Origin of the sequence: Pseudomonas sp. 6D_7.1_Bac1 (assembly GCF_025465945.1) — a bacterium.
Classification (GTDB): domain Bacteria; phylum Pseudomonadota; class Gammaproteobacteria; order Pseudomonadales; family Pseudomonadaceae; genus Aquipseudomonas.
In genome coordinates, this window is the sequence record NZ_JANLNW010000070.1 from 20,647 (window position 1) to 40,059 (window position 19,413).

19 protein-coding genes and 1 pseudogene are annotated in these 19,413 nt (G+C 58.1%); 10 read left to right on the plus strand and 10 right to left on the minus strand.

Annotated elements, in window-relative coordinates; translation table 11 throughout:
* Positions 1-399: 399 nt before the first annotated feature.
* Positions 400-1,332, plus strand: a pseudogene (locus NTD87_RS28110) (cache domain-containing protein); the annotation flags it as partial.
* 129 nt (positions 1,333-1,461) lie between these two features.
* The gene (locus tag NTD87_RS28115; RefSeq protein WP_401124617.1) at positions 1,462-2,190 is read left to right on the plus strand and encodes a methyl-accepting chemotaxis protein; all 729 of its coding nucleotides are present in this window, start codon (positions 1,462-1,464) and stop codon (positions 2,188-2,190) included.
* A gap of 93 nt (positions 2,191-2,283) precedes the next feature.
* Here NTD87_RS28115 and NTD87_RS18435 read toward each other — a convergent pair whose 3' ends face one another.
* Entirely contained in the window at positions 2,284-3,075 is a 792-nt protein-coding gene (locus NTD87_RS18435) for an AraC family transcriptional regulator (protein ID WP_262115522.1), read from the minus strand.
* Positions 3,076-3,158: 83 nt separating this feature from the next.
* Here NTD87_RS18435 and NTD87_RS18440 point away from each other — a divergent pair, with 83 nt between their 5' ends.
* Positions 3,159-4,187 (plus strand): bile acid:sodium symporter family protein, encoded by a 1,029-nt coding sequence (locus NTD87_RS18440; RefSeq protein ID WP_262115523.1) that lies wholly within the window; start codon positions 3,159-3,161, stop codon positions 4,185-4,187.
* Here NTD87_RS18440 and NTD87_RS18445 read toward each other — a convergent pair.
* Positions 4,174-5,451: an acetyl-CoA C-acetyltransferase gene (locus tag NTD87_RS18445; RefSeq protein WP_262115525.1), complete on the minus strand. Its 1,278-nt coding sequence runs from the start codon at positions 5,449-5,451 to the stop codon at positions 4,174-4,176. The genes NTD87_RS18440 and NTD87_RS18445 overlap by 14 nt on opposite strands.
* Before the next feature lie 302 nt (positions 5,452-5,753).
* On the opposite strand from NTD87_RS18445, the gene NTD87_RS18450 reads away from it, so the two are divergent.
* Both NTD87_RS18450 and NTD87_RS18455 read left to right on the plus strand, forming a co-directional pair.
* Positions 5,754-7,106 (plus strand): 3-oxoacyl-ACP reductase, encoded by a 1,353-nt coding sequence (locus NTD87_RS18450; RefSeq protein WP_262115527.1) that lies wholly within the window; start codon positions 5,754-5,756, stop codon positions 7,104-7,106.
* Between the two features lie 2 nt (positions 7,107-7,108).
* Positions 7,109-7,963 carry a MaoC family dehydratase gene (locus tag NTD87_RS18455; protein ID WP_262115528.1) on the plus strand — a complete coding sequence of 285 codons (855 nt, stop codon included), beginning with the start codon at positions 7,109-7,111 and terminating at the stop codon, positions 7,961-7,963.
* Between the two features lie 20 nt (positions 7,964-7,983).
* Here NTD87_RS18455 and NTD87_RS18460 read toward each other — a convergent pair whose 3' ends face one another.
* A complete protein-coding gene (locus NTD87_RS18460) occupies positions 7,984-8,433 on the minus strand; it encodes a DMT family transporter (protein ID WP_262115529.1) in 450 nt (149 codons plus the stop codon).
* A gap of 340 nt (positions 8,434-8,773) precedes the next feature.
* Positions 8,774-9,493 (minus strand): autoinducer binding domain-containing protein, encoded by a 720-nt coding sequence (locus tag NTD87_RS18465; protein ID WP_262115530.1) that lies wholly within the window; start codon positions 9,491-9,493, stop codon positions 8,774-8,776.
* 153 nt (positions 9,494-9,646) lie between these two features.
* On the opposite strand from NTD87_RS18465, the gene NTD87_RS18470 reads away from it, so the two are divergent.
* From NTD87_RS18470 to NTD87_RS18485, 4 genes are all read left to right on the plus strand, one after another.
* On the plus strand, positions 9,647-10,198 hold the full coding sequence (locus NTD87_RS18470; RefSeq protein WP_262115531.1) for an acyl-homoserine-lactone synthase: 552 nt from the start codon (positions 9,647-9,649) through the stop codon (positions 10,196-10,198).
* Between the two features lie 120 nt (positions 10,199-10,318).
* Positions 10,319-11,566 carry an AfsA-related hotdog domain-containing protein gene (locus NTD87_RS18475; RefSeq protein WP_262115533.1) on the plus strand — a complete coding sequence of 416 codons (1,248 nt, stop codon included), beginning with the start codon at positions 10,319-10,321 and terminating at the stop codon, positions 11,564-11,566.
* Positions 11,563-12,711 (plus strand): NADH:flavin oxidoreductase, encoded by a 1,149-nt coding sequence (locus tag NTD87_RS18480; RefSeq protein ID WP_262115534.1) that lies wholly within the window; start codon positions 11,563-11,565, stop codon positions 12,709-12,711. Before NTD87_RS18475 ends, NTD87_RS18480 begins: the two co-directional genes overlap by 4 nt.
* Before the next feature lie 11 nt (positions 12,712-12,722).
* A complete protein-coding gene (locus NTD87_RS18485) occupies positions 12,723-13,493 on the plus strand; it encodes an SDR family NAD(P)-dependent oxidoreductase (RefSeq protein ID WP_262115536.1) in 771 nt (256 codons plus the stop codon).
* A gap of 236 nt (positions 13,494-13,729) precedes the next feature.
* Here the strand turns inward: NTD87_RS18485 and NTD87_RS18490 are convergent, their stop codons facing one another.
* The 6 genes from NTD87_RS18490 to NTD87_RS18515 all read right to left on the minus strand — a co-directional run bounded on the left by NTD87_RS18490 (position 13,730) and on the right by NTD87_RS18515 (position 18,109).
* A complete protein-coding gene (locus NTD87_RS18490) occupies positions 13,730-14,551 on the minus strand; it encodes a helix-turn-helix transcriptional regulator (RefSeq protein ID WP_262115537.1) in 822 nt (273 codons plus the stop codon).
* A 5-nt stretch (positions 14,552-14,556) separates the two neighbouring features.
* On the minus strand, positions 14,557-15,096 hold the full coding sequence (locus NTD87_RS18495) for a kinase inhibitor (RefSeq protein WP_262115538.1): 540 nt from the start codon (positions 15,094-15,096) through the stop codon (positions 14,557-14,559).
* Between the two features lie 200 nt (positions 15,097-15,296).
* Complete coding sequence (locus tag NTD87_RS18500; RefSeq protein WP_262115539.1) at positions 15,297-16,580, minus strand: O-antigen ligase family protein; 1,284 nt, start codon at positions 16,578-16,580, stop codon at positions 15,297-15,299.
* A 618-nt stretch (positions 16,581-17,198) separates the two neighbouring features.
* Positions 17,199-17,402, minus strand: a complete 204-nt coding sequence (locus NTD87_RS18505) for a Flp family type IVb pilin (protein ID WP_262115540.1) — start codon at positions 17,400-17,402, stop codon at positions 17,199-17,201.
* A gap of 38 nt (positions 17,403-17,440) precedes the next feature.
* Entirely contained in the window at positions 17,441-17,854 is a 414-nt protein-coding gene (locus tag NTD87_RS18510; protein ID WP_262115541.1) for a response regulator, read from the minus strand.
* A 51-nt stretch (positions 17,855-17,905) separates the two neighbouring features.
* Positions 17,906-18,109 (minus strand): Flp family type IVb pilin, encoded by a 204-nt coding sequence (locus NTD87_RS18515; RefSeq protein WP_262115543.1) that lies wholly within the window; start codon positions 18,107-18,109, stop codon positions 17,906-17,908.
* 331 nt (positions 18,110-18,440) lie between these two features.
* Here NTD87_RS18515 and cpaB point away from each other — a divergent pair, with 331 nt between their 5' ends.
* Positions 18,441-19,385 (plus strand): Flp pilus assembly protein CpaB, encoded by a 945-nt coding sequence (gene cpaB, locus NTD87_RS18520; RefSeq protein ID WP_262115544.1) that lies wholly within the window; start codon positions 18,441-18,443, stop codon positions 19,383-19,385.
* Positions 19,386-19,413 lie beyond the last annotated feature (28 nt).

Here is a 19,413-nt window from a genome sequence, read left to right on the forward strand (position 1 = left end):
TAATCAGGCAAACCTGTCGGCCGACGAAGATCATAGCTGAGAGTCAGCCGTACGTTGGCGACTGGATCAGAAGGCATTTGCGACAGAGTCTGAGATCAGCCAACCCACTCTTTGTAGGATTTTTTTCAATAGCCCTCAATTTCCCCTGCTGGCGGCCGAAGTCATCAAAGAGAACGGTAATTGTCCGACAATCCGCGAGTCATCAGCACTACGTGGGCTTAACAAGAAAAATCGGGAGCGCGGATGAACATCAAACAAAAACTGACGTGGGCGTTTGCAATCATTGCCTGCTTGCCGGTCGTGCTGGTTGCCACCATGGTGGTCATGAACCTGCGCAGCGATGCCAAAGAGAATTTTGTTGACGGCAGCGGTCGAGAGATCCGCCAGGTCAGCAACGCCATGCAACTGTTCTTCGACAGCATCAGCCAGAACGTCAACTACCTGGCCTCTCAGCCGCTGATCAAAAACACCGACGCCAGCCTCAAGACTTACATGAGTGCCAACGCGACGCAGATCCCGCAAGGCGAGATGGACAAGCAGGTGTTCGCCTTGCTGCAAGACATGGGCGCCAGTCACCCCGCGTACGCTTACGCCATCGTCGGCACCAGCGCCGGTGGTTACGTGTCCTGGCCTGATGATCCGAAGCTGGCCAATTACGACCCGCGCCAGCGCCCGTGGTACCAAGCCGCCCAGGCCAAACCCGGCAAGCCACTGCGCACCGAGGCCTATTACTGGGCCGCCGATGACGCAACCTACGTCAGCACCGTGCGCACCCTGGACAACAAGCTGGGCGCCAACGGCGGCGTGGTCAGCATCGACGTGACGCTCAAGCAGCTCACTGAGATCGTCAAGCAGATCAAACTCGGTGAAACCGGCTACCTGATGCTGATGGAAAACAACGGCACCGTGCTGGTCGACCCGAAACAACCAGAGCATAACTTCAAATCCTTGAGCAGCCTGGGCGACGGTTACGCGCAACTGGCCAAGGCCGGCAAAGGCCTGGTGGAAATCGAGCTGAACGGCGAGCGCTACATGGCCAACGTCTGGCCGTCGGAGCAACTGGGCTGGACCTTCGTCGGCCTGATCAAGCAAACCGATGTGATGAACTCCGCCACGCAACTGACCTGGTTGATCGCGATCATCGCCGCCGTACTGGCCGTACTCTTTGCCGTGGTCGGCGCCAGTTTCGCCAGCCTCATCGTGCGGCCGATCCGCAGCGTTGCCAGCGGTCTGGAAGGCATCGCCCAAGGTCAGGGTGACCTGACCCAGAACCTGGAGATCCGTGGCAGCGATGAAACCGCGCAACTGGCCAACTGGTTCAACCAGTTCCTCGCCGCGATTCGTAGCCTGATCCAGCACATCGGCGGCGCCGCGACCAAAATCCTCGCCAACTCCCAGAGCGCAACCCAGGTCTCCAGCGACATGGCCGAAGCCGCCGGGCGTCAGCGTGAAGCGGTGGACATGGTGTCCACGGCGTTCCACGAAATGGTCGCCACCGCCAACGAAGTCGCGCGCTCGTGCAGCCAGGCCGCCGAATCGGCCGACAGCGGACAGCGTCAGGCTCGCGAAGGTCAGCAGCAGATCGATGCCGCCGTGAACAGCGTCGACAAGTTGAGCCAGGAGATCGAACAATCGGCGCAGTCGATGCAACAGCTGGAGCGCGACAGCAATGACATTCAGTCGATCCTTGGCACCATCCGTTCCATCGCCGAGCAAACCAACCTGCTGGCGCTGAACGCCGCCATCGAAGCGGCCCGCGCCGGCGAGCAGGGTCGCGGCTTTGCGGTGGTGGCCGATGAGGTTCGTGCACTGGCCAAGCGTACCGCCGATTCCACCGCGGAAATCGACGGACTGCTCGGCAACCTGGCCAAACGCACCAGTCAGGTCACCCAGCAAATGCACGCCAGCCTTGAGGTGTCGCAACAATCGGTCAGCCGCATCGGCGAAGCGCGCAACAGTTTTGGGCAGATTCGCGAGTCGGTGGACGTGATCCGCGACATGAACACCCAGATCGCCACGGCCGCCGAAGAACAGCATCAGGTCGCCGAAGACATCAATCGCCACATCAGCCAGATCCATGGCGATGCGCAGTTGGTGGCCGAACTGGCCAACTCGGCACGGCTCGACTCCCAGAGCCTGGCGGGGTTGTCGAATGAGCTGGACGGGTTGGTGCGACGGTTTAGAACCTGACCGGCGACCGCTTCGCGGTCAATCGCGAGCAGGCTCGCTCCCACAAGGACACTGCAAAACCCTGTGGGAGCGAGCCTGCTCGCGATGAGGCCCTCACTGTCGGAAAAGCTCCCCTGGTGTAAACCCGAACAACCCTTTGAACGCGGCAATAAACGCCGAGGTCGAGTCATAACCGCTGGACAGCGCCGCCGTGGTCACACTGTTGCCGTCCTCCAGCAAACTCAATGACGACAGTAGCCGCATACGCTGACGCCAGCTGCGAAAGCTCAATCCGGTTTCACGCTGGAACAAGCGCATCAGGGTTTTTTCCGAGGTGCCCAATCGCTCGGCCCATTCATGCAACGTCACGTTCTGCTCCGGGCGCTCGATCAGCTCGTTGCACAGCCCGAGCAAACGCGGGTGACGTGGCAAGGGCAGAGAAAACCCGACTTCCGGCAGGCTCGCCAACTGGTCCAGCAGCACATTGACCAAGCGCGCTTCGCGGCTGTCGCCCTGTGGATATTCCACCGGCAGCAGGCAGAAGCTCTTGATCAGTTCACGCGCCAAGGGCGTGACTTCCAGCACCCGACACCGCTCGTCCGCCCAGGCGCACTCCTCGCGCCGCACATACAGACTGCGCATCTCTGCACGCATCGACGTCACCACCTGGTGCTCCAGATCGGCCGGAATCCAGATGCCCCACTGCGGCGGCGCAAAGAAACTGCCCTCGGCGGTGTGCACGCCGAGGACTCCGCTGATGGCGTAGGAAAACTGCACCCAATCGTGACGATGAGGCGGTGTCCACGAACCGGCGCTGAGACTTTCTGCACGGGCATACAGCGGACGCGGCAACGCCGTCAGGGTCGGGATAGCCCGTTCAAGAGAAAGTTGTCCGTTAGTCGGCATTGATTGGCCTTATGTCGCAAGACGGGCGGATGACACGACCTTAGGCTAGGTCATCCATTCTTACAATGCCTTCGGTGCCCGCTATGCATGCCTTCAAACACCTCAAACGCGTGGTCACCGACTGGTTCCTGTGCGGGATGCTGATCGCCACCCTGCTGTCTTATGCCTTCCCACACTTCGGCGCCACGGGCGGCGCGATGCATGCCGAGTGGGTGATCAACATCGGCGTGTTCCTGGTGTTCTTCCTGCACGGGGTCAACCTGTCGAGCGAGCAGATCCGTCACGGTTTGAAAAACTGGCGCCTGCACCTGATGGTTCAGGGCTTCACCTTCCTGGTGTTCCCGCTGATCTGGCTGGTGAGCGACAAGCTGCTGGGCTCGCACATTCCATCACTGCTGATGCTCGGCTTCTTCTACCTGTGCGCCCTGCCCTCGACCATTTCCTCTTCCGTGGCCTTGACCGGCAGCGCGGGCGGCAACGTACCTGCGGCGATTCTCAATGCCAGCCTGTCGAGCGTGCTGGGGATTTTCCTCACGCCGCTGCTGGTGAGCTTCGTGGTGGGCAGCGGCGCTGGCGGTATTGATCTGGGCTCAACCCTGCTCGACCTCTGCGCCATGTTGCTGCTGCCGCTGGTGCTGGGCCAATTGGTGCGACCGTTTTTCGGCCGGTTTTTCAGTCGCCACAAGCGCTACACCAACATCGTCGACAAACTGGTGATCCTGCTGCTGGTCTACGCCGCGTTCTGCAACTCGATGGTTTCCGGGATGTGGCAGCAACAGGGCAACACGGTGATTCTCAGCGCGCTGGTCGGCAGTGCGGTGCTGCTGGCGATCATTCTGTGGATGACCACCCGCACCGCCCGCGCCTTGAAATTCAGCCCGGCCGATGAGATCGCTGCGGTGTTCTGTGCCAGCAAAAAGTCTCTGGCGGCCGGTGCCCCGATGGCCGCGTTGATCTTCGGTGCCAACCCGGGCCTGGGTCTGATCCTGTTACCGATCATGATCTATCACCCGTTGCAGTTGATCGTCTGCTCGGTGATGGCCGAGGGTTACGCCAACCGCAATCGGGTCTTGGCCGAGCAGCAACGCGGCGCTGCCCTCAGCGCTCAATAATGGCCGTCACACCCTGACCGCCAGCGGCGCAGATCGAGATCAACCCGCGCCCCTTCCCGGCGGCGTCCAGCAGCTTGGCGAGGTTGGCGACGATTCGCCCACCGGTCGCGGCAAACGGATGCCCGGCCGCCAGTGAACTGCCTTTGACGTTGAGCCGGCTGCGGTCGATCGAACCCAGCGGCGCGTCGAGGCCGAGCCGGGTTTTGCAGTAGTCCGGGTCTTCCCAGGCCTTCAAGGTGCAGAGCACTTGCGCGGCGAAGGCTTCGTGGATTTCGTAGTAATCGAAGTCTTGCAGGGTCAGGCCGTTGCGCGCCAGCAAACGCGGTACCGCGTAGACCGGCGCCATCAGCAACCCTTCGGCACCGTTGACGAAATCCACCGCCGCCGCTTCGCCATCACGCCAGTACGCGAGGATCGGCAAGCCGCGTTCTTTGGCCCATTCTTCACTCCCCAACAGCACCAGCGACGCGCCATCGGTCAGCGGTGTCGAGTTGCCGGCGGTGAGCGTACCTTTGTCGCTCTTTTCGAATACCGGTTTCAACGAGGCGAGTTTTTCCAGCGTCAGGTCCGGGCGCAGGTTGTTGTCGCGGGTCAGCCCCAGGAACGGTGTCATCAGATCGCTCTGCCAGCCTTCGGCGTAGGCCGCGGCCATGTTCTGATGGCTTTTCAGGGTCAGTTGATCCTGCTCGGCACGGGGAATGTCCCAGGTCTGCGCCATCAACTCGCAATGCTGCCCCATGGACAGCCCGGTGCGCGGCTCGCCGTTGCGCGGAAACTCGGGGATCAAATCCCGTGGACGCAATTGCAGGAAGGTTTTGAGCTTGTCACCGGTGCTCTTGGCGCGATTGGCTTGCAGCAGAATTTTGCGCAAGCCTTCGCTGACACTGATCGGCGCGTCCGAGGTGGTGTCCACACCGCCAGCAATACCACAGTCGATTTGCCCCAGGGCAATCTTGTTCGCCACCAACAACGCTGCTTCCAGACCGGTGCCGCAGGCCTGCTGAATGTCGTAGGCAGGCGTGCTCGGCGACAGCCGGGAGCCGAGCACGCACTCACGGGTCAAGTTCAGGTCCCGGGAAAGCTTGAGCACCGCCCCCGCCACCACTTCCCCCATGCGCAGACCATGCAGGTTGTAGCGCTCGATCAGGCCTTCGAGCGCTGCCGTCAGCATGGCCTGGTTGCTGGCAGTGGCATACGGCCCATTGGAACGAGCGAAAGGAATGCGGTTACCGCCGATGATCGCGACGCGGCGCAGCTGAGTCATGAAAAGCTCCTTCTGAAATTTAAAATTTGAAAGCAAAACCCTGTGGGAGCGAGCTTGCTCGCGATGAGGCCGGCACATTCAAAGTTTTTGCCGGCTGACACACCGCAATCGCGAGCAGGCTCGCTCCCACAGGTGCTGCATTCCCATGCCAGGTCCGCATTCGCCTGAATACCCTGCCAACCTACAAAAAGCCCGGATTCAAACTAATCTGCTGTGATCAAGCGTAGGCCTTATCTCGCGGATCGAACGACTGATGGCGATTCGTGGTCCACACTTTGCCCCCCGCTGCTGGAGTACGTTCCATGTCAGACCGTTACATCGACTTCGCCAATTCGTCCCTCGGCCACCGCGTGGTTGGAGCCCTTGGCCTGCCGTCGCCGGTTCGTCTTGAGCGCTGGGAGGCCGGTCGCCTGCGGCCCGTCAATGGTGCGCTGATGATCGGTGGCGGCCCATTGGCGCAAAACGTCAGCGCGTTCGCCAACAAGCTCACCGAGCAGATCTACAGCTATGGGCCCGAACCGTTGGTGGCCCAGGCGTGGATTCCCGGCCATGGCCCCAAACTCAAAGCGGTGGTGTTCGATGCCAGCGATCTGGTCCAGACCGAGCAGCTCAAGCAACTGCGCGAGTTCTTTCAGCCGTTGATGAAAAACCTCGATCACAGCGCTCATCTGGTCATCCTGGGGCGCGCACCGGAGACCTTCAGCGACCCGTTCGCCGCCAGTGCCCAACGCGCGCTTGAGGGCTTCAGCCGCTCGCTGGCCAAGGAACTGCGCAGCGGCGGCACCTTGCAGTTGCTGTATGTCGGGGCCGGGGCTGAAGGGCAACTTGAAGGCGCGCTACGGTTTTTCCTCTCGCCAAAAAGTGCTTATGTCTCGGGACAGGTTGTGCGGCTGAACGCTTGCGACACTCAAGTCCAGGACTGGACCCGCCCATTGGCTGGCCGCACGGCGCTGGTCACGGGCGCGGCTCGCGGGATCGGCGCGTCGATCGCCGAGACCCTGGCCCGCGACGGTGCGGATGTGGTGCTGCTGGATGTGCCACCGGCCAAGACCGATCTCGATGCCCTCGCCGCCCGCCTCGGTGGCAACAGCATCACCCTCGATATCTGCGCCGAAGACGCCGCCACGCAGTTGATCCAGCAGTTGCCGAACGGCATCGACATCGTGGTCCACAACGCCGGTATCACCCGCGACAAAACCCTGGCCAACATGACCCCTGAATTCTGGGACGCGGTGCTCGCGGTGAACCTGAATGCACCGCAAGTGCTGACCAAAGCGCTGCTCGACAGCGGCACCCTGCGCGATAACGGACGGGTGATTCTGTTGGCCTCGATCAGCGGCATCGCCGGCAATCGCGGGCAAACCAATTACGCCGCGAGCAAGGCCGGACTGATTGGCCTGGCGCAGGCCTGGGCACCGCTGTTGAGTGAGCGCGGGATCAGCATCAACGCCGTAGCGCCGGGCTTTATCGAAACCCAAATGACCGCGCACATTCCGTTTGCCTTGCGTGAGGTCGGGCGACGCATGAGTTCACTGGGGCAAGGCGGGCTGCCACAAGACGTCGCCGAAGCCGTGGCCTGGCTTGCTCAGCCCGGCAGCGGCGCGGTCAGCGGGCAAGCGCTGCGGGTGTGTGGCCAAAGTGTATTGGGAGCTTGAGCATGGCGACGGATTGGCATTCACAGAGCAGTACACCGTACTTGCCCGAGCTGTATTGGCGGGCAGCGACACGGCGCAAGATCACTGGCACCACCCTGCCTGAGGATGGCTTTCGTTGCTGGGTCAACGTTGACCCCAAACGCTTGGCGGCTTATCGCAAGGTCTGTGGTTTTACCGATGACGGTTTGCTGCCGCCGACGTACCCCCATGTGCTGGCGTTCACCTTGCAGATGCAATTGCTCACCGCCAAGGCGTTTCCGTTTCCGCTGCTGGGGCTGGTTCACCTGGCCAATCGCATCCGCATTCTGCGGCCCTTGGGCGGTGTCGGCCGAGTACAGGTGAGCGTGCGGGTGCAGAACCTGCAGTCCCACGCAAAGGGCGCAGTGTTTGAGTTAGTCACCAGTGTTGATGATGCACTCGGGCCGCTCTGGGAAGCCGAAAGCCAGATGCTCTGCAAGGGTGTGAAACTTGCCGGCGAAGCCATCGAGCCGACGACAGATTCGGTGCTGGCCATGAACGAGCTCACCCGCTGGTGGGCGCCCAGCGAGACTGGCCGGCGCTACGCCAGGGTTTCCGGTGACTACAACCCGATCCACCTGAGCGCTGCCAGCGCCAGACTGTTCGGTTTTCCCCGGGCCATCGCCCACGGTTTGTGGATCAAGGCGCGCACCCTCGCAGCACTGAGCGGGCATCTGCCGACCTCGAATATCGAGATTGCCGTGCAGTTCAAGAAGCCGGTGCGCTTGCCCAGCGAGGTGACCTTACTGGCCAGCGCTGCCGGTTCAAGCGGCGATTTCAACGTGGTCGGTGCCGGGGATCTGGAACACATGCTCGGTACCTGGCGACCGCTTGCCTGAGGCGGCTCAGTCGCGAGAAATCAGCCGCGCCGAATAAAAAACACACCCGCCATAATCAGCACCAGCCCGACAATCTTGCCGGCGCTGACCGGCGCCTCGCGAAACCCGGCCCAACCGAAATGATCCAGGGCCATCGCCATACCCAATTGCCCGGCCAATACCAGCGCCATGAACAGCATGGCGCCAATACGCGGTCCTGCGAAGGCGGCCGTGGTAATGAAAAATGCGCCGAGCAAACCACCGGACCAGTGCCACCAGGTCAAGCTTTTGAGCGTCACCAACGCAGGCGTTTCACGCTGGATCAGGACCAGCAGCAACAACGCCAGGGTGCCGACAAAAAACGAAATCAACGCAGCGGCGAGGACACTCGACACCTGCTTGGCCAATTGGCCATTGATGCCGGCTTGCAGCGGTAAAAACGCACCTGCGATAAAGGGCAGGCAAAGTAACCACCAGACGGGGGCCGGCATGCTGTTCTCCAATGAGTGAATGAGGCGCGCAGTATACGCCGTCCCTTCGCTCAACCGCAGGCACTAGCCAAGGCTGCGAACGTTTAAAGCAGCAGTAAAGAAATCGCAACCTTCGGTTGTTTCTACAGGACTCGCTAACAATCATGCCCCGTCGAACAGGGTTAATTATATCTATATAACTTAAGTTTTTTGACACACTCATGGCGCGCGAAAAAATATCACCTATTGAGCTGCACGGTTATTTAATAAATAAATAACTGCCCCCCAGGTGCAACCTTGCCGAATAAACACTAGTTATTCATCGCAACACTCCAACCTCGGGTTTGGTCACCCACGGTGTTTACTTCCAGAGCAAGCCCATGAGGGAAGCCTTGACCGCAGCGGCGATCTTGTTCTGACAACCCAGTTTCTTGAGGCAATGGTTTATATGGAAATTGACCGTTCTCTTGGTAATGCCCAGGATGACGGAAACATCGTCCGATGTTTTTCCGTCAGCGGTCCATTGCAGAATTTCCTTTTCCCGTTGAGACAACTCTATGGGCACCGGCAGAACAGATCCCACCCCCCGCTGCTGTAACCGAGTCATGCCCAAATGGGTGATCTGTGCAAGCCAGGAGAGCTCAGCCTGTTTGGTCTTGAGCTCCAGGGCCGTGATCGGGTCGCTGCCGCGGGCGAACGTCACCAGCCCCTGCGCTTCGCTATTGAGCAGCATTTGCCCCCATCCCTCCGAGAGTCCATGACAGTGCGCATCCCGCCAGAAATCAGGAGCCCGGGCCTTGAGTTCGGCGTCCCACAGCACGGGTTTAACGCTTCTGAGTGCTCGGGTGACGTAGGGATCGATTTCCAGGTAGCGATTGGCCGCGTAGGCCGTCTGCCAGGCAGGTGAGTAATTGTTTATAAGAAACAAGCAAGGCTTGGTGAGAGGGAAAAGTGTTCTTGAACCATAAGCCACATAGTCAAACTCCAACTGTCGGGCAACGGTTTTGATATTGTCGAACAATAACTCGACGTCCGTCGCGGACACAGCATTTTCCAACAGTTCAGCCTGCCAGTGCGACATAGAGATTCCTTTCTCTTCTTTATTGCTATCGGCCTTGTGCCAACATGCCTAGCATATTTCCAAACATTTCCGATACCTGTCAAGGTTGACAGTAGTGCGCAATCTCGCCGTGCACTCTAATCAGCACCCGACAAGTCACAAAAGGAAGATGTGATGGATTACTTATCAGGACGTTACGACGAGCTAACATCAGTCGATCGTCAGCGGTTGGCACAATATCGGTATCAGGTGTTCGTTGAACACCTCGGCTGGCAATTGCCGACCCCGCCCGATTTCGAGTTCGACCAGTTCGACCATAGCGGCACTCATTACATCGTCGCTGAACAGGACGACGGAAACATAAAAGGATGCGCACGCCTGTTGCCCACCACCCAGCCGTATCTACTGAGTGAGGTGTTCACCTCATTGCTGGGTGGCGCTCCCGCCCCTTGCCAGGATGACATTTGGGAGCTGTCACGCTTTACCTCTCTGGACCTTGATGCTCAGCCCAGCAAATACGAACAGATGTCCGACGAAAACACCGTTGGCCTGTTCATGGCCACCCTCGATTACGCCAAAACCTGCGGTGTTTCGCATCTGGTGTCGGTTTCCCCTGTGGCTATCGGTCGTCTGTTGAAGCGCGGCGGCATAGATTTCAAATGGCTGGCACCTCCCCAAGTGCTGGACAACCGTACCCTGGGGGCCTGCTGCATCACCGTACAGTAACCCTTTGAACAAGATGATGAAGCTGCCGACACGAGTCGACCGGCTCATATCGGCGTGGGTCGATCTCGAGACATGGATAGTTATTGCTGGAAAACCAGCGTTCAACACAGAGGGAAGATCATGATCGACATGGAAAGGAAAGTTGGAAAAGACATCGTACATAAAGGCCACGATGACGATGTTTTGATCTACGACGCTCGCCACCAGCTACCCGCCTGGCTGTCCGCCGCCATCGTTCAACAGGCGAACCTTGATCCAGTGGCCCTCGACATCGTAAACCAGGCCTATCGCCTGGACGGCAATCGACTGGTGCTGCGCTCGTTACCGACGATTATCGGCCTGGACGAACTCGAACAGGCGGGCATGTCGGCCTGGCTGCCAGAGCTTCTGGCCTGCTACGAAAAAGCGACCGACCACCTAATACTGACAGGTGTCTGGGTACTGGAAAGTACCGAAGCCAAGCTGGCGCAACTGCTGGGTTACGACGACCTGCTCGACGTAGGGCAACGGCGACGGGTGCATGATGTCCTCAAGCATCTGGACGGTTGCCCACAGCAAGGCTTGCTGTACTTCACTCTGTTCAACGACACCTCCAATTACTTCTTTTACCGCAAGCATCATGAACACGTTCCGGGCCTGATGTTGATCGAAGCCGCCCGGCAGGCCATGTACGCGCAATTCTACGAACACAGTGGGTATGCACGCGGTGAGGTGTCGATTTCCATCGTTGACCTGTTGTCGAGCTTCCCCCGTTATACCGAGTCGTCTTTTCAGGTCGACGTACTCGTCGGCGATTACGACGAGCTGGCGCAACCTCGGGCACGAAAAGTCGACAAGCGCGCACGTTTCTTCCAGAGGGGCGAACTGGTGGCCGATATCCGGCTCCACGGTGAAATCATCAAAATGCCCGTCTTCAAGCGCATGCGAAATATCAATATCGATCCGGCCCACTGGTTCCGGCCGCTCAAAGGTATACGCCATGAAGTGCTGGTACGCCTTGAATGCGGTCGTCATCTGGCCGGCCAGTTGGAGTTGCTTTCAATGGCCGGACTGCAAGTCCAGTGTGATAGCTCGGTCAGCCCGCTCGACGCGCCCGCGCAGGGGCATGTCTATCTGTATCTGGAAAACGAGGGAATGATCAGCCTGCCAGTGCAATCGGTCCACGAAAGTGATGCGCCAAAGGGCCGCCGGCTCAAACTGCAACTGGCGGACCTGGATTCGCAGTTGCGATTCAAATGGCGAGAAGTGCTCAAGCAGTTCACTTACTTCTCCCATCAGGAAACAGTCCCCGCCCCTGCTCTCGAGCAGCCGGTCTGGATGACGCCTAACCAGGCGTCGTCAATGCCTGATCAGAGGACTGAGGCATGATGGACCGTTACCCCCACGTGCTTGAGCCGCTTCGGCTGGCAGGCGGGCTGGAGCTGCGCAATCGGTTGTTTTTCGCTTCGATGGGCGTGGATCTGGCCGATCACAGCGGGTGCGTGACGCCCGCCATGATCGAGTTCTATCAGGGCATCATGGAGGGCGGCTGTTCCATGGCGTTTCTGTGCAACGCCACGGTGTCGCCCCAGTCCCGACTGCAGAGCACCGGGCTCGGACTATTCGAGCAACACCAGGGCGAATCGCTCAAAGCCATGTTCGAGATGTCCGAGCGCATCAACACGCCAGTAGGCGTGCAGTTGCAACATTACGGTGGTCAGGGCACCACGACGCACACTGGCGTTGCCGTGCTGACTCCCAGTGGCGTGCCATGCCCGCGCGTTTCCAAACTTGATCCGGACTATCGGGTTCGGGTCATGGACGAAGCGGACATTGCTCTGGTGATCGAGCAGTTCGCCCATTCCGCCTGGCTGGCCTGGATCAACGGTGCCCGACTGGTGCAATTGCAGGCGTCCAACGGTTATCTGCTGAGCAGCTTTCTGTCTCCACACACCAATAAACGTACGGATCGTTATGGGGGCAGCGAAGAGAACCGTGCCCGTCTGCTGCTCGAAGTGGTCCAGGCCATCCGCAAACGAACCGATGGTGCACTGATCGTCACCATCAGGCTGGGTATCGATGATCGTCTGGGTGAGCAGGGGCTGCAATTTCCGGATATCAAAGAAACAGTCCAGGCGCTCTGCCAGGCCGGCGTGGCAGCACTGGAGTGTTCGATGTGCATGGGCGCGACCTTCGGCCAGCTCATCGTTCACTCCTCCACGATGGATGACTACCTGCAAGCCGGTGTCAGGGCCATCAAAACGGTGTCGACGGTACCCGTGGGGTATGCCGGCTTCATCGACGGGTTAGAGAAAGCCGAACACTTGCTGGCCGATGGCGTCTGCGACTGGGTGGGAATGTCCAGGGCCTTGTTCGCCGACAACGACCTGATCAACAAAACGCTCCAGGGCCGTTCCAACGACATCCATAAATGCCAGTGGGACAGCAAATGCTTCAGCGACAAAAGCAATCCGAGCCTGGACCGGGTGTATTGCTGCGTGAACCCGAAATACTTGAGACCCTCGTTGGCATAAGGATGCGACACATGTACGACTTCACAGGAAAAGTGTGCCTGGTAACAGGCGGAACCAGCGGGATCGGCGCGGGCGTCAGCGAACGCCTGATCGAGGCGGGAGCCGATGTGATTGTGTTCGGCAGAGACGTAGAAAAGGGTGCGCAGCTGGCAGACCGGCTGGGCGAACGTTGCCGGTTCATTGCCTGCGATGTCGCCGATCCGGCTCAGGTAGAACAAGCATTCGATACCATTCGATCCCTCTACGGCAGGCTCGATTGCGCCTTTAACAATGCGGGAGTGACCGCCCGCTATGGCACGCTGGCAGACTCGTGCCCGGATGACTGGATGAAGGTGATGAATATCAACGTCAACGGCACCTACCACTGCATGAGGCATGAACTGCAAATCATGCTCGGCCGGGGAACAGGCGCCATCGTCAACACATCGTCCTGTGCCGGCGTGGTCCCTATTGGCGGCCAGGTGGCCTATGTCGCCAGCAAACAGGCTATCAACGGCATGACCCAGGTAGCGTCCATTGAAAACGCCAGGCTGGAAAATGGAGGATGCATTCGTGTCAACGCGGTTGCCCCTGGCCCAATTCTGGGCGGCATGAACAACGAAGCACGCTTGAAGGCGGCACCGGAAAACACCCAAAGAAAAATCAACGTCACCTCCATGAAACGCTTCGGTACCGCGGATGAAGTGGCAAACGCCGTACTCTGGCTACTCAGTGATCAGGCGTCTTACGTCACGGGTGTGGTCATGCCTATCGATGGCGGCTACGCGAGCGGCAAGTTCTGATATGAAAACCGCATTCATAACAGGCGCCAGCCGTGGGTTCGGCCTGGCGCGTCCTCTTGGGTAAACACCGGGAGTCCGTCATCGGAGCTTGAGTGAGCGTGTTCAGAAGGCAAGCAAAACGACCCGCACATGGCGGGTCGTTTTGTGTGCGGCGAAAGATCAGAAGTCGCAGTGAACCTTCGCGGAATCGTGTCATGGTGTTTTTCAACAGGAAGGGGGATACGTCAACGGAATGCTTAAATCGCTGCCCGCAATTCCCGTGGCGACAGACCATAGTGTGAGCGAAAGCGCACCGCAAAACGGGAGGCCGAGGCGTAACCGCTGGCACCGGCAATTTCACCAATGGAGCGAGAAGTGGTTTGCAACCATTGCAACGCCATTCCAAGTCGGACGTTTTCCAGAATGTTCCTGAAGCTGTCACCCTCATTGGCCAGTTGGCGACGCAAAGTCGATTCACCAAGGTTTAGTTGTTGAGCGACGATCGCAACAGACCAGTCCCTGGCAGGGTTGCCCATTACTAGCCGCTGCACACGTTCGCAAAGTGGATCGTTGCGGTCCATCAGTAGTGGCCCGGCCAAGCCGCAAAGGCCCAGGCTCAGAAGGACGGCCTCCCCATAGAGTGTACGTAATGCGTCTGGGGCGTTCGCACTGATGGAGGCCAATAACTGATCCCATGCCTGTGTTGTATGTTTATCCAGAGGAACACATAGTTCCGACTTCAAGGCTCCACGGCGATGACTCATGATCAGTTGGTCATATCGGGTGCTGAAGTTACGCAGTATTGAGCAAGGAAAAGTCACCGCATCGGCAATGTAGTGTCCGTGAAGGCCGGGGAAGTTGGAAATCCCCAGCTCGCACCCGGCCGGCATCAGCAATAGGTGTTGTGGTCCTGCACGCATCTCCCGCTCATCCCACTGCAACAGCTTTTCTCCCTGCCGCACTCGACACAAGGTGGTAACGAATATCGGCACCCGTCGTAATGTATGGGGCTGCCGCGCCCGAATGACGCAAGCATCGATGAGGTTTTCTCTGTGCTGGATGCCGGCAGAAGAGTGCATCGTTCCTAACGTCCGTAAGTGGAAGTGATTGTGGCTTTGGCCAAGGTGTTGGCATTGAGCATGTAGCCAACCAAGGCGCCGCTGGCCTGGTCGTCGAGTGGTAGCTTATCTACTTTCAATGCCCATACGGTGAATTGATAACGATGGGGCTTATCCCCTACAGGTGGGCAAGCCCCGCCAAATCCCGGCTGGCCAAAATCGGTCCGCCCCTGTACTGCACCGGTAGGCAGGTTCGAACCCACGCCCCTTGGCAAACTGCTGGTTGAAGCCGGTATGTTGACCACAGTCCAATGCCACCAGCCGCTACCGGACGGTGCATCAGGATCGTAGACCGTGATCGCGTAGCTTTTAGTACCTGCGGGGGCGTTGTTCCAGGAAAGCTCAGGAGAGGTATTCCCCCCCTCGCAACCAAAGCCCTGGAATACTTCAAGGCCGGTCAGAGGTCGGTTTTCAGCGATATCTCGGCTGGTCAGCGAGAAGTCGGCAGCGTATCCATTGAGCGCTACTGCCATGGATAATGCAGGCAGGATTAATCTGATCTTCATCGCGATCTCATCTGTGTCTTGGAGTGAAACGCGATTCTAGATAGAGCAGAGGGGGCTTACTGTGCCGAAATGCTCTACAACAGTGCCGAAATGCTCTCTTGCTTCAGGCGAACAAGCCATACAGAAAAATCTAGAGGCAACCTTCACGAATGAGATGATCGCCAGCTAACACTGGCGTTCATCGAGAGACATGCAGCGAGTTAAACCTTCTGCACCTGGTTCTTCAGACCGCCCAGCAATCCAAACAGGAAGAAAGCCACTGCCCCGGCGCTCGGCACAATCAGAATGTCCCAGGCCATTGCCATCGGTCCGAAGGCCATCAGAACCGCCGCCCATGCGAAGAACCGTTCAGGCGATTTCTCAGTCATCTTGGTGCCAGTTATGGCCGACTTCAGGTTGAGAAGAATCATAGCCATGAACGGAATGAAGAAAATCAACCCGCCCTTCCACAACAGGGTCAAATAGTAAATGTGGGTCGAAGTGTTTGCGATCAGGGCTTGGGACTTCCCTTCAGTCGAATATCGACCATAGCCTGAGAAACCACTGCCGATGATAGGACTCGCCACGACCTCTTTCACGCCTTCAATTGCCAGCTCAATTCGGCCGGTAGCAAACTCATCCGCTTTTTTCTTCCAATGTTTTTGAGCGCTGATGGCTTCAATAGAGTTCACCATTCGACCTCCATCCATGCCTCTTGCATAGGTCACGGCGAATGCAATCACCACTGCAATAATGGCAATCAGGGCATTGCGTCGGTAGTCGCTATTGCGGATCGCATAAAAAACAATCGATCCAACAATCCACACGAGAAGGACCTGCGCGCTACGAGAGTCACTACCAATGATCAAGAACGTAGCGCAGAACAGTGCCACCCACATCAGCAGCGACACGGCTTTATTGGTTTTGCCAGCGATGAGGGTTCCGCAGATGATCATCGCCTGTAAACACACCAGATAGGCGAGGCTCAAAACACCGAACGTTGCAAACACTGGCAAGCCCAAAAATTCCGCATTCATCGCAGCCAGGCCAAACGGCCCGAGGTAAATACGGACATCTTGCTCCAGATAAAATATACGAGCGGCGACGACAATCAAGAATAACGAAGAAAACAACGAGAGCCAGTAGAACACTCGGCTTATATCGCTACTCTTTGAAATGTACTTTCCTAGAAACAGGAAAGACGGCGCAAACATTATCAGCACCATAGAAAAAACATGCTTGATCAGCTCCCCATCCGCGGAGACTTTATTGGCGACCATTATGGAAATCAGCCCCATCACCCCAGCAGACAAATATGCCAGGCCTGTCCGCCCAAAATTCATAAGCAATGCAATCGCTATAAGCGGAGCAAGTACGAAAGCAGGATTGATGTCGTAACCCATCAGCGAAAACATCACTATCGGCAGGCACATAGCTGCCGCAATGCCAGGGACTAACGCCCCGCCAGCAGCATTTAAAATTTGTGACTTAACTGTAACAGGCATTCTAACCCCTCATGGATAAGCAAGTGAGGTGACGCAGGACCAGCTGCACGGCAGGCGAAAACAACTCGCCCCTCCATGGAATACGGGGTATTTATTGCGTCATTTATTTGAACCTAAATGGCAGGGGCTGCCCCCCCGTTAAAGGCCGCGTCGCCACTGGCAGTGTCACGGTTAAACAATAACGAAAGACAAGGGGGCGTGAATGTAGGAATTTTCTGAAACTTTCAATTCAGCAGGTCACGGCAAGCCTTGTCCTGCTTCCGGCGTAACTGACACAGGCCAATCCCTCACGCAAAGGGATGGTTAAAACAAGCCCCTCAACGCGGCCGGCAATAGATGTGGAGAACTCGGTATTTAGTGGATGAGATCAGAAGTCGCGTCCCTCCCGCTGACGGCGATATCGCCCAAATTCAGGAAATCGCTGGTAACAAAACTGCCCTGATCCTTGATGCCATAGTTCTCGTCGCCCTAGACCTTGAGCGAGCCGTCATTGATCAAGTTGACAGGGGTGACAATGGCAGGGGTGTGAATCGCGGCAGCACTGATGGACAGCGCCAACAACGAGCGACGCAGGCAAGAGGTGTTCAATGCAGATTCCCTTCAGAAGTTTTCAATGAATCAAGTCACCGTTGTCCCACCCAATGCACTGACGACCTTGTTGAAGGTGGCTTTCACCGAATCTCCCAGCGGCGTGACAAAGGCCACAACGACCAGGCCCACCATCGCGACGATCAGCGCATATTCAATCGCTGAAGCGCCTTCGGTCCTGCTCATGAACAACTGGAGCCGAATGGACAAGTACCGCACAAAATGAAGGAACATACGACTTCTCCTGCAAAGTGTAGAACACTCCGACGACGCTAAGGACTGACTCGGTGCAACTTCGGTTGCGGGAACAGGTTGTCCAGGGTTTCCAGTAGGCGCACGTGATAGATGGGTTTGCGGAACAGGTCCAGTACCTGCAAGCGCAGCATGTCGCTGACGTCGTCCATGTCGGCATGACCGGAGGTCACAATCACCGGCAAGTGCTGCCGGGACGTGTGCTCACGCAGGCGGCGAATCAGGGACATGCCGCTTTCTTCCGGCATGCGCAGATCGGTGATGACCAACGCGATATCGGGGTGACGGGTCAGATGGTCCAAAGCGAGTTTGACCGAGGTTGCGGTGAAGCAACAAAAGCCCTCGCCCTCCAGCAACTCCGCAAGCTCCAACAAGGCGTCTTCTTCATCGTCCACCAGAAGCAGCTGTTGGCGCGGGAGTGAAGAAGCGTTCATGTGCGACTCCTGTCACTGAGTTAGCAATCGGATTCGGGCCACGCCCGCCGATCAGGCTACAACCGTCCCACCCAGTGCAGTGATGACTTTGTTGAAGGTGCCTTTCACCGAGTTGCCCAACGGCGTGATGAAGGCAACGACGACCAACGCCACCATCGCGATGATCAGCGCATATTCAATGGCGGAAGCGCCTTCGGTCCTGGTCATGAACAGCTGGAAGCGGATGTACAGATACCGAACGAAGTTAAGGAACATATGACTTCTCCTTTGCGCTGAAGGGCGCCGATGTAACGGGGGCACAACATGATTGCTCTATGCCATCGGAGCATTGTCAACAAACCCCACTCCAGCAACTGTAACAACCGACTAATCACAAAGTATTAACCCGAATGTTGGCGCCCATAAACTGGCGCGCTGATCAGAACATCACACTCTTGCGAGTAATTTTTCTGACAGGTAATGGCATTTTGATTTATCTGCACTACTTTCAAATAGCAAAATAGTTGCATGTTCATAGCTGCCTGATTGCGAAATTATCTCGTTGAAGTACACGGGCCAGTGATACAGCAGGAAAGGGAGGGCCGTCATGAACAGTCGTGTCACCATGAGCCTGGCTGGACTGCTGTTGTTCGGTGCCGTCATTGTCGGGTACTGGGGGTTGGTGCTAAGCCGACAGCCCGCGGCCGTTACCGACCCCGTCGCCACCCCTGTCACCGGCGCTGTGGAAAAAACGGTCACAAGCGCAGAAGACCAGACGCGCCACCCCGTCGTCGTGCTGGTGCATGATGTCCTGCCTTTTACCCCCCTCGCCGCCGCTGACCTGGCCCTGGAAAAACTGCGCCACGCCCCCGCCGGCAGTTTGAGCAGCCTGGACCAGGCCGTTGGCCGTACACCCTGGCGGCACCTGAGCGCGGGCACCTGGCTGAGCAACGACAGCTTCGAGGCCGGCGGCCCCTTGGCACGGATGATCCACAGCGATGAACGTGCACTCGCGGTGGCGGTGGACGAAGTGATCGGCGCCGCCGGACAACTGATCCCGGGCGACTATGTCGACGTGCTGCTGTTCCTGCGTCAGGACGCCACCAACGTGCAGCAATCGGCGCAAATCGTCATACCGGCCATGCGTGTGCTGGGCGTCGGCGAGCAATTCGGATTGACCAACGACGGCAAACCCGCCTCCCCAGCCACCAGCTCCGACGAAAAACTCAAACAGGATCAACGTCGCCTCGCGGCCCGCAGCGTAGTGCTGGCGGTGCCCGATCAACTGCTCAGCCGAATGATGCTGGCGACTCAGGTCGGCACCTTGCGCCTGGCCGTGCGCAGCAGCGAAGAGCAGCTCCTGGCCAAATACTGGGCCGGTGAACGCGACTCATCCACCCACCTGAGTGCCACCAACAGTCAGTTGTTCCAGTTCAATCAACTGGCCCTGGGCAGCGCCCAAAGAACCATCGTCAGCGCGAGTCCGGTGCAGGTATCACGGCACAGAATCGGGGTCATACGCGGTAATCAGGTCACCCAACAAACCCCTTGATTGAACAGGGATACACGTCCTCAAAAAC